The sequence below is a fragment of the Acinetobacter sp. CAU_H_S139_7 genome (genome assembly GCF_058599305.1).
In genome coordinates this window covers 2,000,358-2,013,556 of record NZ_CM178651.1, presented here as the reverse complement: position 1 = coordinate 2,013,556, position 13,199 = coordinate 2,000,358, and the positions used below count along the sequence as shown (strand labels likewise).

The window sequence follows — 13,199 nt, the reverse complement described above, 5'->3', positions numbered from 1 at the left end:
ATAAAATGAGCCTTTATTTAAAAATGTGGTGTGCTGATGCTGTTGGAAAAAATGTTGCAGTCGCAAGGATTTGGTTCGCGAAAGCATTGCCAACAGTTGATTAAAAATGCAGCCATTGAAATTGATGGGCAGATCATTACTGACCCTAAACATAAACTCAAATTGGATGCTTTGAACTACAAGGTACATGGGAAGAGCTTTGAATACCGCGAAAAAGTCTATATCGCCTTAAATAAACCTCAAGGCTATGAATGTTCACATCAGGCGACGCATCATTTTAGTGTTTTTGATTTGTTTGACGATGTGCTCTTGAATCGTGGTATTCAATGTGTAGGTCGTCTAGATCAAGACACCACAGGTTTATTGTTACTCACCGATGATGGTCAGTTTTTACAAGCGCTGACACACCCTAAAAAGCATGTGGCAAAAGTGTATCGGATGCAAACGGCCGACCCTGTTACAGATGAACAAGTCCAACAGCTGGAGCAAGGGGTGGAGCTGCGAAATGAAAAAGGGAGTTTTGCTGCAACAGATGTAAAACGCTTAGCCGAATGCGAACTGCAAATGACTGTGCATCAGGGGGTATATCATCAAGTGAAACGTATGCTTGCGGCAGTGGGGAATAAAGTTGAGAGCTTGCATCGTCAGCAAATTGGAGCGCTCGACTTAACGGGGATACCAGATTTAGCCGAGGGACGTTGGATCTATTTAAATGCTGAACAAGTGGCTTTAGCCAAGGCACGCAATGATCTTGAGAGTGAAGGTCTTTAGACGCTGAATACTATAGAAAGCAATGATAGGTCTTAAACTCATTATCCGCTACAAAGCCCATGGCTTCATATAAGCTGTGGGATTGATAATTATTCTTTTGCGTTTCAAGCGTAATACGAATGGCTTTTTCGTGTCGCGCAAACAAAATCGCGGTATCGATCAATTGTTTTGCTGAGCCATGGCGACGATGCGGTGGAGAAACATAAACATCATCTAAAATATAATAAGTTGCACAGGCCACAGAAGAGAAACCTAAATACAGCAGCACAAAACCAGTAATCACATCGTCTTTGACATGAATGAAGATGACGCTTTGTTCGTTTTCAAGGCGAAGTTTAAGGAACTTTTGGGAAAGTGTTAAGTTGGAAGATGCACCATAAAATTGGCGATATTCATCAAATAATACAGCAAGTTTTTCTAAGTCTTCTAAAGTGGCACGTCTAACGATCATGTATTACTCCATGCTGTATTTATAGTGTTTACATGAAGCATACCTAAGTTTTGAAAGGGATATTTCTAAAATTTGTTTAGAAATGCAACACTGTTAAGTTTTGTCACTTTCTCCCAAGATTGCAGCTAATTCCTCAAAAAGATCAATATGTTCATCATCTGCAAATAAATCATTGGTTGCAGTTGAGTCTGCACTGGTGATGTGTTCAACCGCTTTTTGTTCTTGCTTGAGTTTACGTAGCTTAATCAGTTGTTCAATATTGATGTTCTGGTTTTCGATTGAGAAAGGGATGGATTTGGTTAAAACCACTTGTTTGAAGAATAAACGAACGGCTTGCGCAGGCGTAATTCCCAGTTGTTTAAACACTGCAAAAGCTTGTTTCTTTTCTTGGGAATCGAGTCGAATTTGATAGACTTCTGTTTTTCTCATGATTTTTTAAATAATTTTAACGACTTAAGGGTAGAAGTTATTTTAATCAATTCCATTGTAATTTCAATATTCATACAATGGAATTTTAAATTATTTTGTAATGACAAGCAGATTACAATGTCAATTCAAGATTGGAGCTAAACTGCATAAGCTGTTGAGTTATTGGGTCTTTAAATGAAAGATGCTTGGCTAAGAGCTGTAAAGGCTGACTAAAATCATCGTCGGCTTTATGTACAACTTTAGGATAGAACGGATCATTTTTAATCGGCAGGCCTAAGAAATTGAGGTGTACACGGAGTTGATGTTGCTTGCCTGTCTCGGGTTTAAGCTCATATTTTGCCCATGTTGCATCATGCTCTAGAAGCAAGATCTCGGTTTCACTGTTCGGTGCTTTGTCTAGGACTTGCATGGTATAGAACGGTTCACCTTTTTGCATATGTAGTTTTACTATGCGTGGAAAGTTGAGTTCACGGTTAAACGGTGCAATCGCATGGTAGGTTTTTTGAACCTGTCGATCTGCAAACATTTGCTGATACAGCCCTCGACTGTGAATACATTTGGAAAACATCACTAAGCCAGCGGTTTCACGGTCAAGGCGGTGGATGGGCGTTAAATGCTCAATACCTGTTTGTTTTTTCAGGCGCACCAATAGGGTTTGTTGGACATATTGCCCCGTTGGACTGATGGTCAAAAAGTGCGGTTTATCCACCACTAATAAATGATCGTTTTCAAATAAAATGTCATGCTGAAATGGCACTTCAATTTCGTGCGCTAAAAAACGGTAATAAAACACATGCTGATTTTCAAGATATGCCGAATCTGTATGGAGGATATTACCTACAGCATCATAGACCAAATCATCATGAAAGCGTTGCTGCCACTCAGTTGCTTCAATATGCGGAAATTGGTCAGATAAATAAGCCAATACGGTGTGTGGTGCGGGCGTCATTTTAGGCAGAAACACTTTACTTGCGCTCACGCCATTGAGCATGGGAGGGCAAAATTCAGCAGGTTTTATGTTGAACATGATGTGCAGGCAATATCTAATCGGTTGGTGCAGTTAAATACGAGATTTCAAGCTTGTGGCTTGGGCATTTTGTGAGTCCAGTGCTATCATAATTGTTCTTTTGTCACTTGTCGTGAGTATTATGCAGTATTCATTTAATTTAACGCTCAATAATGAACAAGATACCCAAAATTTAGCGCAAATTTTGGCACAGCATTTTACGACGGGTGTAGTGTATTTAATTGGGGATTTGGGGGCAGGTAAAACTACGCTAACACGCCATTATTTACAGCATTTAGGCCATCAAGGTTCCGTGAAAAGCCCAACTTATACCTTAGTTGAGCCGTATCAAGTTCAAGGGCGTGATATTTTCCATTTTGACTTGTATCGTTTAAACGATCCGTATGAGCTGGAGTTAATGGGTATCCGTGACTATTTGGAAACGCCCAATGCATTGTTTTTGTTTGAATGGCCGTCTAAAGGGGGCGATGAGATCCCTGAGGCAGACTTAATTATTGATATTCAAAAATCTGAAGATGAACTGACACGGTCTGCTACCTTAAGTTTTCATTCAGTAGAATTATTACAAGCTTTAGAGAGCCAATTAAACAATGCGTGATGATTTAAAGATACGCCGTATTCATACCTTGAATCCTGCTTTAGCCAACCAAATTGCAGCAGGTGAAGTCATTGAGCGTCCAGCGTCTGTGGTCAAAGAGTTACTTGAAAACTCGATTGATGCAGGTGCGACAGAGCTGATTATTCGGGTAGAGCAAGGCGGCAGTACTTTAATTGAAATCATGGACAATGGTCGAGGGATTCACGCTGAAGATCTCCCTTTGGCGGTGATGCGCCATGCGACCAGTAAAATCCAAACCGCTGAAGATTTACATGCAATTGTCAGTTTAGGCTTTCGTGGAGAGGCTTTGGCTTCTATTGCAGCGGTTTCGCGTTTAACCTTGACCAGTAGTCAAGCGGATGATGGTATTGGCTATCAAGTTGAAGTCAATGGAACTGCATTTGACCATCAAGAGATTCAGGCGGTAGCTGCACCTAAAGGGACGCATATTCGGGTACAAGATTTATTTTTTAATGTGCCTGCGCGTCGAAAATTTCTCAAAAAGCCTGGCACTGAGTTTGGTCATATTGAGGAAATCGTTCGACGTTTAGCGCTGACGCATTTCGATATTCGTTTTGTGCTTGAACATAATCAAAGCATCAAACTAAACTTGCCGATTGCAGATAGTGGTGAGCTACGTTTTCAGCGCGTACAGCAGTTGCTAGGGCGCGCATTTACTGAAAATGCTTATTGGATGGATGCAGATAGCATCAACATGCGTTTAACAGGTTGGTTGGGACATCCCTCTGATGCGCGGGCTCAGGCTGACTTGCAGTATGTTTATGTGAATGGTCGAATTGTTAAAGATAAAACCATCTCTCATGCGCTGCGTATGGCTTATGATGGTATTTTGCATGGACATCAGCATGCGGGATATTTGCTTTTTCTGGAAGTCGACCCTGAAAATATTGATGTCAATGTACATCCGACTAAACATGAAATTCGCTTTTTAAATCAACGTGAAGTACATGAATTTGTACGTCACTATGCTAAAGATACTTTATCGCAGTTTCAAACGGCAACCGCAGATTTATCTGATGCCATGAAGGTTGCAGAAAATCAAGCTTCGATGCCTGTGCAGCCTCGCTATCAAGAGCCTTTGCAGTTGCATCGTCATGTTGAGTCTGCACAAACTGGTGAGCAAGCTCCATCGGATGTGCTTACTGACTTTAGTTCAAATCAACCGCAAGGCGTCCATTATTCGGCGCAACCTTCACGCTATCAGGGCTCACAACAGCTCAATAATGCTTTGCAAAGCTATTTAGCACCTCTACGTGATACATCATCTGCTGTTGATCAAGCTCAGCCTTTGGCTGATTTTACAGTGCAAAGCCCTAAAGTCGACGAACATCCATTGGGAATTGCAATTGCACAATTGCATGGTATTTATGTGCTGGCTCAAAATACAGAAGGGCTGATTATTGTTGATATGCATGCAGCGCATGAGCGTATTCTGCTACAGCAAATGAAGTCAGCATGGGATAAACCAGAGTTTTGGACTTCTCAGCAGTTACTTATTCCCAAAGTGATTAATATCACGCGAATGCAAGCGACACGAGTGGAAGAGCTCAAAGATCAATTGGCGCGTTTAGGTCTTGAAATTGATCAATATGGCGATGAGCAGGTGATTGTTCGTGGTGTGCCTGCGATTTTACATAAAGCCAATTTTGAGGCGCTGGTACCTGAATTACTGAACGATTTGGATCCAAATGATGAAGCGCAGGGCTTACTGCAAAAGCGTGATCAAATTCTAGCGGGTATGGCCTGTCATGGTGCTGTTCGCGCCCATCGCATTTTGGGTCTTTCTGAAATGAATGCTTTGCTTCGTCAAATGGAACAAACTGAATTTGCCAGCCAATGTAACCATGGTCGCCCAACTTGGCGTGCGTTTCCATTGGCTCAACTAGATAAGCTTTTTGCTCGAGGAGAGTAGTTGTACATGTCAACACAATTGCCGGTCATCAATTTAATGGGGCCAACTGCAAGTGGTAAAACTGCTTTGGCATGTCAGCTCTATGAGCAAGGGAATTTTGAACTGATATCTGTAGATTCAGCATTGGTCTTTAAGGATATGGATATTGGTACAGCAAAGCCGACCAAAGAAGAGTTACTGCAATATCCACATCACCTTATCGATATTATTAGCCCATTAGAAGTCTACTCGGCTGCAAACTTTGTTGAAGATGCATGTGGTCTAATTGATGATATGCATGCACGAGGTAAAACCCCGATTTTGGTGGGTGGAACTATGCTCTATTTCAAGGCACTTTTAGAAGGTCTTTCAAGCAATTTACCGAGCGCAGATTATGCTGTTCGTGCTGAAATAGAAGCTAAAGGTGAAAGTGAGGGTTGGTCTGCGGTCTATGCTGAATTATGTAGTGTGGATCCACTGGCGGGCGAAAAATTTAAAGTGAGTGATAAACAACGTATTATTCGGGCTTTAGAAGTTTACAAATTGACAGGGCAGCCTATTACTAAACTTCAAGCTGAACAACCTAAAAACGTGCCTTATCGCTATAATTTTCATAATTATGCTTTGATGCCAGACCGTGCCGAATTGCACCAAAGAATTGCACAACGATTGAAAATTATGTGGGACATCGGATTTTTGAATGAAGTGGAAGAACTTATGAAAAAATACGATTTAGATGAAAATTTACCCTCTATGCGCTCAGTTGGGTATCGACAAGCACTCGAATTTTTACAGAAAGGAGATAAAACTGTCGAAAAACAACGTGAAATGGAGGATAAATCACTTTTTGCGACACGACAACTTGCCAAACGTCAATACACTTGGTTAAGATCTTTGCAAGAGGCACATAAATTTACAACGTATTCTACTATCACGCAGGCACAAGAAGACTTGCGAAACTGCTACGGATAAAGCAAAATTTAGCTACTATCTTTTTTATAATTTTTAATTGAAAAATAAAGATAGTTTTTTGCGCTGATTTTTAAATTTTTTTGGAGTTATAACATGTCTAAAGGTCAAACTTTGCAAGATCCGTTCTTAAATTCTCTCCGTAAAGAACGTATTCCTGTCTCTATCTTCCTTGTAAACGGTATTAAGTTACAAGGTCATATTGAATCGTTCGACCAATATGTTGTTTTATTAAAAAATACAGTAAGCCAAATGGTTTACAAGCATGCAATTTCTACAGTTGTTCCTGCACGTAATCCACGTCCTGCTGGTGCACCTGCTGGTGCTGGTCAACAAGGTAGCTTTGGCGGTCAACAAGGCGGCTTTGGCGGTCAACAAGGCGGCTTCGGCGGTCAACAAGGCGGCTTCGGTGGTCAACAAGGCGGCTTTGGTGGTCAACAAGGTGGCTTCGGTGGTCAAGGTGGCTTCGGTGGTCAAGGTGGTTTCGGTGGTCAAGGTGGCTTCGGTAGTCAAGGTGGCTTCGGTGGTCAAGGTGGCTTCAGTGGCCAATCGACTGGTTTTGATGGCGAATCAAAATTTGAAGACACTCAAGATGACGAAAATAATCGTTAATTGATTGTTAAAAAAGCCTCTCACATGAGAGGCTTTTTTTATGCCAAATTTTTAGTTTTCGTCCAAGCGAAAAAAGACCAGCATGAATGCTGGTCTTTTTATGTGTTCAAACTTATGACTTGTTGTTCTTACGGTCTAAGTTAGGATCTTTAATTTCGACATAAGCTCTGTTGCGTGTTTCGCGTAACCAGCTATCAAGCTCTGCATCAAATTGACGCTCACCTAAAATTTGACGTGCCATACGTTCTTGGTATTCAGCAGTCATGTCTTGTTGACGTGTTTCAGTCACTTGAAGAATATGCCAGCCAAACTGAGTTTGAAAAGGTTTACTGGTTTGACCTACCGGTGTATTTTTCATGGTTTCTTCAAACTGAGGAACCATCACACCTGGGCTGACCCAACCCAAACTCCCGCCATCACGTGCTGAACCTGTGTCATTGGAGTAGGTGGAAGCCAAAACGGCAAAGTCTTCACCTTTTTGTACGCGGTTATACAAGCTTTCGATCATTTGTTTAGCATTTTCAGGGCTAACCACTTCAGACGGTTGGATCAAAATATGGCGTGCTTTGTATTGAGGTACAATCGCTTTTTGCTCAGCCCCTTTGCGTTCAACTAATTTTAAAAGATGTACACCATCTCGTACTGTAATTAAATCTGTGGTTTGTCCCACTTGGAGTGGACTCACACGTGCTGCAAGCTCGCTAGGGATGTCAGAAAGTGCTCTAAAGCCCATATCTGCACCTTCAACTTTGGTGCCAGCAGTACTGAACTTTTTAGCAATTGCAGCGACATCGTTGTCGTTTGCTAGTACCGTTTTAACTTGCTTAGCCACAGCGTCAGCATTGTCACCTGAAACACGCACATGTAGCACATGCACTTGGTTACCGAGTGCTGCTTGACCTTGTGGGGTATTTAAGAAGTTTTTAACGTCTTGGTCTGAAATTTGGATACGAGAGGTAACGATTTGCTGGCGCAAACGATTGATGGCTAAATCTTCAGCAACGCGACTACGCAAAGAAGCATAAGTTCCTGGTGCCATTTTATCGAGCTTTTGTTGGAATGCTTCTAGGCTTGTGCTACCAGATTGTTTTGCAACATTTAAAACCGCTTCATTCAAGCTTTTTTCATCAGGTTGAATGTTGTAACGCTTCACTTGTTCAAGCTGAGTCTGACGAATAATCAGTTGCTCTAATGCTTGTTGTGCCAAATATTGCTCTGGTGGGACTTGTTTCTTTTGGCTCTCAAGTTGATGTTTGAGCTCAGCCATGCTTGCTTCTAAGTCACTCTTCAAAATGACACTGTTATCGACTACAGCAACAACTTCATCCGACGCATGTACAAAAGTTGGAATAGCGGTTGCGAGAGCTAAAGCCAAAGCACTCGCTTTAAAAAATTGTTTGAACTGTTTTGTCTTCATTAACGGTCTGTCCAAGTCTGATTAATATTGTTAAAGCCTAGAATACGATTTTCTAGTAAGGATGAAAGTTTACTGTTGAGTCCGCCTAAGCCTTTAAGTGTAATTTCGGCCATAATTGCACGTTTAGGTTCTACACCTGCAGCATTGACGTCATCCAAGTCGTTATAGTACTCGCGACCATAAACGGAGATCCCCCAACAGCAAGACTCGTAATTGACACCAAGGAGGTATTCACGAGCGACATTGTTGTCTAAGTCATATTGAGCGTGGCCCATAATACGCCAGTTGTTATGGATTGGTTGTACAAAAGATGCAACCACTTGGTCGTAATGTTCTTGACGGTCTGCAATTTCTTTACGGTAGAAATAACCAACGTTATAGAGGTTGCCTTTATCGCCCGTAAAGTAAAGTTGTAAGTCGCGTTGCGCATTATCACCATTTTCCATCCATGCTGAGTTTGCACCGAGGGTAAAGTTTTGTGAGAGCTGGCTAGATACGCTGACAATCGGACCAGAGTGATTTTCTCTGTCAAAGACGTCTGCTGTTTGGTCAAGCGTTACGCGGCGGTCTTCGAAATAATAGCTTTGGCCTACACTGGCTTTTAAGCGCTCTAGACCCACCGTATCAAATAAGCTATAGCTTAAGCCCAGTGACAAGAAGTTATTGTCTTCTAGACGGTCATGGCCATAGAAGCGATTTGCACTAAATAACTGATCATAGTTGATCGATGCTGTTGCAGAGTCAAAGTTTGGTGCGCCATCTTGATTTTTATAGGGTGCGTAGGCATAGAACATGCGTGGGCTTAACGTCTGTAAGAAAGTGCCTTCTTTTTCAAAAGTTAAACCTGCATCAAAAGTCACCTGTGGCACAACATAAGATTTGTCATTCGATGAGCGGTTGGTGTTGTCAAACTCATTGATGGTATCTTGATCGTAGAATGTGTTTACATTGCGAATAGATACTTCAGGAATGGCGAAAGCCCACGGTGTACGGTAGTTATAGCGTACAGAAAAGTCATTATAGACACGGGTGCCGCTTGGTTCAAAGCTATCGTTGGTATCGCCGTCGATAGTCCCAAAGTCCTTTTTAAAGTAAGCCGTATCGTTGTTGAACTCGTATTCTAAGCCCAGTGCATTACCCGCTTTATAGTTGAGTAAGAACTGTGGTAAACGCGCATACGGACGGTCAACGTAGGGTGTGGTTTCGTCTAGTGTTTGGAAGTCTTCAACTTTTAGTTGGGCTTTTAGACCAGGAATTCCATTCTTATAGTTTAACTCCCACGCACGACGCAGGTTTAAGTCTGTCTTAGTGTTTGGGTTATTGCTTAAGTCAGTAAAGTAGTCTTTGTCTGACGCATAGTTATATTCAAGGTTGGTTGAGAACTGTTCATTGATTTGCCAGTTATGTAAAAAGTGCAAATCTTTACGGTCTTCATCGTCATATTTTCGGTCAGAAGCTAAGTAACCCCCCCAAATTTGACCTGAACCAAAGTTTTCGGTTAGATAGCGGAACTCACCCTCAAACATTGGGCCGCGGTCGCTGATATAGCGTGGCGTAACAGTCGCGTCGTAGTTAGGTGCTAAGTTGAGATAAACAGGTACTGCAAGCTCTACACCACCATCATTGGTGAAGCCAAAACTTGGTGTCAAAATACCGGTAGTACGACGGTCATCAATCGGGAAGTTGAAATAAGGAACTGCGAGAACGGGTACATCTTTAACATAAAGTTTTGTGCCGCGTGTTTCACCACGGCCAGTTTCTTGATTTAACTTAATTTCGTCTGCTTGGATTTTCCATGTTGGCGATTGCTCTGGTGGGCAGGTGCTATAAGTTGCATTTTTTAGCGTGGTGGTCGTTTGTGACTCACGTAGGATTTGTTCAGCCCGCCCATGCGCATGTTGTTCTTCTGAAATATAGAAACTGTTTTTCAGATCGCCTTGTTGAGTTTTTAGGTTGTAATTGATTTGGTCGCTTTGCGCTAATAAACCACTTTGCGCCATTTGCACGCGTCCTTCAGCATTGGCAAAAGTCTGAGTCTGGTCAATGGTGATTTTATCGGCACGAATTTGACGACCTTCTTGATCAATCAGGACATTACCTTCAAGAACAGAGTCACCTTGTGGGTTGTAGTGACCATAGTCCGCTGTAATGGTAGATGTCGCATTGGCTGCGTCAGCAGCTTTGGTTTCAGGGCTTACAGGGGTTAACCATGTGCCTTGGCAATACGCGGAGCTTAAGTAACGACCTTGGCGCTGTTGAGCTTCAGGAGATGACTTATCAACGTAGTATTGTTCGAAAAACTTTTGCCCAGGATAGCTTTCTTGTAGTGCTTGTTTTAGCGATTGTTGTTCGTCTGAAATAGACGTGGTTGGTGTTGCAGCATAGCTTGTGATTGAGCTACCACAAAGAAGGGTAAATATCGCAGTCGCTAAAGGATTAAATTTAAACTGATGCTTCATGTGTCTCATTTACCAAGTATGCTTAAAACGCAATTAATTATTGTCGCATCATAGAGAAAAAGTTGATAAGTGGCTACACTTAGCACTTTAAAAACTCAGCCTGTATTAGAATTTATCGCAAATGAATACACAACGTGAACAATTGATACAAACATGGATTTCATCTGTACTTGGTTCAGATCAATTTGAAATTAACTTTTTAGCAGGCGATGCAAGTTTCCGTCGTTATGCACGAATCAAGTTGAATAATAAAACATTTATGCTGATGGATGCACCACCAGAAAAAGAAGATTGTGTGCCTTTTGTGACGATTGATGAATTTTTTGATACGAACGGTGTTCGTGTACCACATATTGTGGCGAAAGATTTGGAGCAAGGCTTCTTATTGCTTGAGGATTTTGGCGATGTGCTACTGTCTACACAGCTCGATGATAAGACTGTCGATGCGCATTATGAGCAAAGTTTTAAGCAGTTGATTCAATTGCAATCTATTGATGGTGAAGGTCATTTCCCGGCTTATTCTTATGAAAAGTTAATCACTGAAATGTCGCTATTGACAGATTGGTTATTGCCAAGTTTACAGATTCAACCCACTGATGATGAGTCTGCGCTGATTAAACGTACATTTGCAATTTTAGCCAATGCTGCTTTGGCTCAACCTCAAGTGATTGTACATCGTGATTTCCATAGTCGTAATCTCATGCTTTTGGCAGATGAGCAAGAGCAGGGGGTGATTGACTTTCAGGATGCTGTGATTGGTGCAGATACTTATGATCTGATCTCAATTACACGTGATGCGTATGTGCAATGGAATCCTGAGCGCGTTTATCGTTGGTTTAAAGTGTTTTATGACTTGTTACCTGCATCGGCAAAAGAAGGTCGTGACTTTGAACAATTTAAACAAGATGCTGACTTGATGGCGATTCAACGTCATATCAAGATTCTGGGTATTTTTGTGCGTTTATTTGAACGTGACGGAAAATCAGGTTATTTGAAAGATTTACCACGTGTGATGTGGTATTTACTTGAAGAAAGCAAACCTTATGCAGAACTACAACCTTTCATGCAATTTATTTGCGATAAAGTGATGCCGAAATTTGAAGCAAAATATGGCAAATACGAGGTTGTTGCAGCATGAAAGCAATGATTTTGGCAGCGGGGCTTGGCAACCGCATGCGTCCTTTAACACTCTATAAACCGAAACCTCTGCTTGAAGTGGGTGGCAAACCACTGATCGTTTGGCATATTGAAAAACTCAAGCAAATTGGGGTCACAGAAATTGTGATTAATTCTGCATGGTTGGCCGATGTGTTGATTGGTGCACTTGGCGATGGTTCGCAGTTTGGAGTGACTATTCGTTGGACGCGTGAAGAAGAAGGGCTTGAAACAGCGGGTGGTATTATTAATGCTCTACCACTGTTGGGGACAGAACCGTTTATTTTAGTGAATGGCGATGTTTGGACCACTTTTGATTTTGCATCATTGCTCAATGTCGATTTGGGAGAAGATTTTGCGCATCTGATATTTGTAACCAATCCGACACAACATCCCAAAGGCGACTTTATCTTAAATCAAGGGCGTGCTTATACCTTTGAACAAGAGCAGTCAGGTGAAGCACTGACTTATAGTGGTGTTGCGGTTATTCACCCACAGATGTTTAAGGGTTTAGAAGCAGGTAAGCGTCCACTGGCTCCATTGCTAAAAGAAGCGATGTCTGCTGGAAAAGTTTCTGCCGGGAAAATGCAAGCCGCATGGGTGGATGTTGGCACACCTGAGCGATTAAGTGATCTAGATCTACAGATTCGTCAAGGTATGTACGTTTAAGTGCATAATCACTAAGCGTTAGCTACTGTTCCACGGCTGAGAAATCGGTATACTTCAGTTTAATTTTATTGAGATGTCTTCTTTATGCATCCATTTTTTCAAGACTTAAAGCAAGGTAGTCAAAAGCTTGGCTTAGATTTGAGTGAAGAAGCATTAAATTTATTGCTGAAGTATCAAGACGCACTTGTGCTGTGGAACAAAGCTTACAATTTAACAGCGATTCGCGATCCTAAAGAAATGCTGGTGAAGCATTTATTAGATAGTTTAAGTATTTTAAAAGATTTGCCGAAAGGTCGTTTGCTAGATATTGGTACAGGCGGTGGTATGCCGGGCATGATTATTGCTCTATGCCAACCTGAGCGCCAATGTGTTTTGCTCGATTCCAATGGTAAAAAAATTCGTTTTTTAAAACAGTTTATCGCAGACTTAAAATTAACCAATGTAATTGCAGTTCAAACGCGTGTTGAGAATGAAGATAGCATCCATGATTTGGGTCAGTTTGATGTGATTACTAGTCGTGCATTTGCCTCTTTAACCGATTTTATCAATGCATCGAAGCCTTATATGCACCAAGACAGCATTATTGGGTCTATGAAAGGCTTGATTCCGCATGAAGAAGTTGAAGCGTTCAAAAACGAATTTAGTTGTGACATTATTGCGTTAAAAGTTCCACGTTTGGACGAACAACGACACTTACTTTTATTAAAACGTATCTAAAAAAATTCAAAGG

At 41.5% G+C, this 13,199-nt stretch carries 13 protein-coding genes; 8 read left to right on the top strand and 5 right to left on the bottom strand.

Going from position 1 to position 13,199, the window contains the following annotated elements; genetic code table 11:
• Window positions 1-36: 36 nt before the first annotated feature.
• Window positions 37-771: a pseudouridine synthase gene (locus tag AC4MC0_RS09870; RefSeq protein WP_490737925.1), complete on the top strand. Its 735-nt coding sequence runs from the start codon at window positions 37-39 to the stop codon at window positions 769-771.
• Window positions 772-781: 10 nt separating this feature from the next.
• Here the strand turns inward: AC4MC0_RS09870 and AC4MC0_RS09865 are convergent, their stop codons facing one another.
• From AC4MC0_RS09865 to AC4MC0_RS09855, 3 genes are all read right to left on the bottom strand, one after another.
• A complete protein-coding gene (locus AC4MC0_RS09865; protein WP_151836481.1) occupies window positions 782-1,222 on the bottom strand; it encodes a GNAT family N-acetyltransferase in 441 nt (146 codons plus the stop codon).
• Window positions 1,223-1,315: 93 nt separating this feature from the next.
• Entirely contained in the window at window positions 1,316-1,651 is a 336-nt protein-coding gene (locus tag AC4MC0_RS09860; protein WP_004984882.1) for a type II toxin-antitoxin system RelB/DinJ family antitoxin, read from the bottom strand.
• A 112-nt stretch (window positions 1,652-1,763) separates the two neighbouring features.
• A complete protein-coding gene (locus tag AC4MC0_RS09855; protein WP_490737924.1) occupies window positions 1,764-2,678 on the bottom strand; it encodes a pseudouridine synthase in 915 nt (304 codons plus the stop codon).
• Between the two features lie 121 nt (window positions 2,679-2,799).
• Between AC4MC0_RS09855 and tsaE the strand changes: the two genes are divergently transcribed.
• The 4 genes from tsaE to hfq all read left to right on the top strand — a co-directional run bounded on the left by tsaE (window position 2,800) and on the right by hfq (window position 6,769).
• Entirely contained in the window at window positions 2,800-3,276 is a 477-nt protein-coding gene (gene tsaE, locus AC4MC0_RS09850; RefSeq protein ID WP_490737923.1) for a tRNA (adenosine(37)-N6)-threonylcarbamoyltransferase complex ATPase subunit type 1 TsaE, read from the top strand.
• Window positions 3,269-5,209, top strand: coding sequence for a DNA mismatch repair endonuclease MutL (gene mutL / locus AC4MC0_RS09845; protein WP_490737922.1), 1,941 nt, complete (start codon window positions 3,269-3,271; stop codon window positions 5,207-5,209). Before tsaE ends, mutL begins: the two co-directional genes overlap by 8 nt.
• Window positions 5,210-5,215: 6 nt before the next feature.
• Entirely contained in the window at window positions 5,216-6,160 is a 945-nt protein-coding gene (gene miaA / locus AC4MC0_RS09840) for a tRNA (adenosine(37)-N6)-dimethylallyltransferase MiaA (protein WP_335998209.1), read from the top strand.
• Between the two features lie 93 nt (window positions 6,161-6,253).
• Window positions 6,254-6,769, top strand: a complete 516-nt coding sequence (gene hfq, locus AC4MC0_RS09835) for an RNA chaperone Hfq (RefSeq protein ID WP_004984873.1) — start codon at window positions 6,254-6,256, stop codon at window positions 6,767-6,769.
• A gap of 112 nt (window positions 6,770-6,881) precedes the next feature.
• Here the strand turns inward: hfq and AC4MC0_RS09830 are convergent, their stop codons facing one another.
• Together AC4MC0_RS09830 and AC4MC0_RS09825 are read right to left on the bottom strand one after the other, a co-directional pair.
• Window positions 6,882-8,186, bottom strand: coding sequence for a peptidylprolyl isomerase (locus AC4MC0_RS09830; RefSeq protein WP_004696818.1), 1,305 nt, complete (start codon window positions 8,184-8,186; stop codon window positions 6,882-6,884).
• Window positions 8,186-10,645 carry an LPS-assembly protein LptD gene (locus tag AC4MC0_RS09825; protein WP_490737921.1) on the bottom strand — a complete coding sequence of 820 codons (2,460 nt, stop codon included), beginning with the start codon at window positions 10,643-10,645 and terminating at the stop codon, window positions 8,186-8,188. Before AC4MC0_RS09825 ends, AC4MC0_RS09830 begins: the two co-directional genes overlap by 1 nt.
• A gap of 121 nt (window positions 10,646-10,766) precedes the next feature.
• Here AC4MC0_RS09825 and AC4MC0_RS09820 point away from each other — a divergent pair, with 121 nt between their 5' ends.
• The 3 genes from AC4MC0_RS09820 to rsmG all read left to right on the top strand — a co-directional run bounded on the left by AC4MC0_RS09820 (window position 10,767) and on the right by rsmG (window position 13,186).
• A complete protein-coding gene (locus tag AC4MC0_RS09820; RefSeq protein ID WP_078425015.1) occupies window positions 10,767-11,783 on the top strand; it encodes an aminoglycoside phosphotransferase family protein in 1,017 nt (338 codons plus the stop codon).
• Window positions 11,780-12,469: an N-acetylmuramate alpha-1-phosphate uridylyltransferase MurU gene (gene murU, locus AC4MC0_RS09815; protein ID WP_078425016.1), complete on the top strand. Its 690-nt coding sequence runs from the start codon at window positions 11,780-11,782 to the stop codon at window positions 12,467-12,469. The genes AC4MC0_RS09820 and murU overlap by 4 nt, the downstream gene beginning before the upstream one ends.
• 84 nt (window positions 12,470-12,553) lie before the next feature.
• Window positions 12,554-13,186 (top strand): 16S rRNA (guanine(527)-N(7))-methyltransferase RsmG, encoded by a 633-nt coding sequence (gene rsmG, locus AC4MC0_RS09810; RefSeq protein ID WP_279735810.1) that lies wholly within the window; start codon window positions 12,554-12,556, stop codon window positions 13,184-13,186.
• Window positions 13,187-13,199 lie beyond the last annotated feature (13 nt).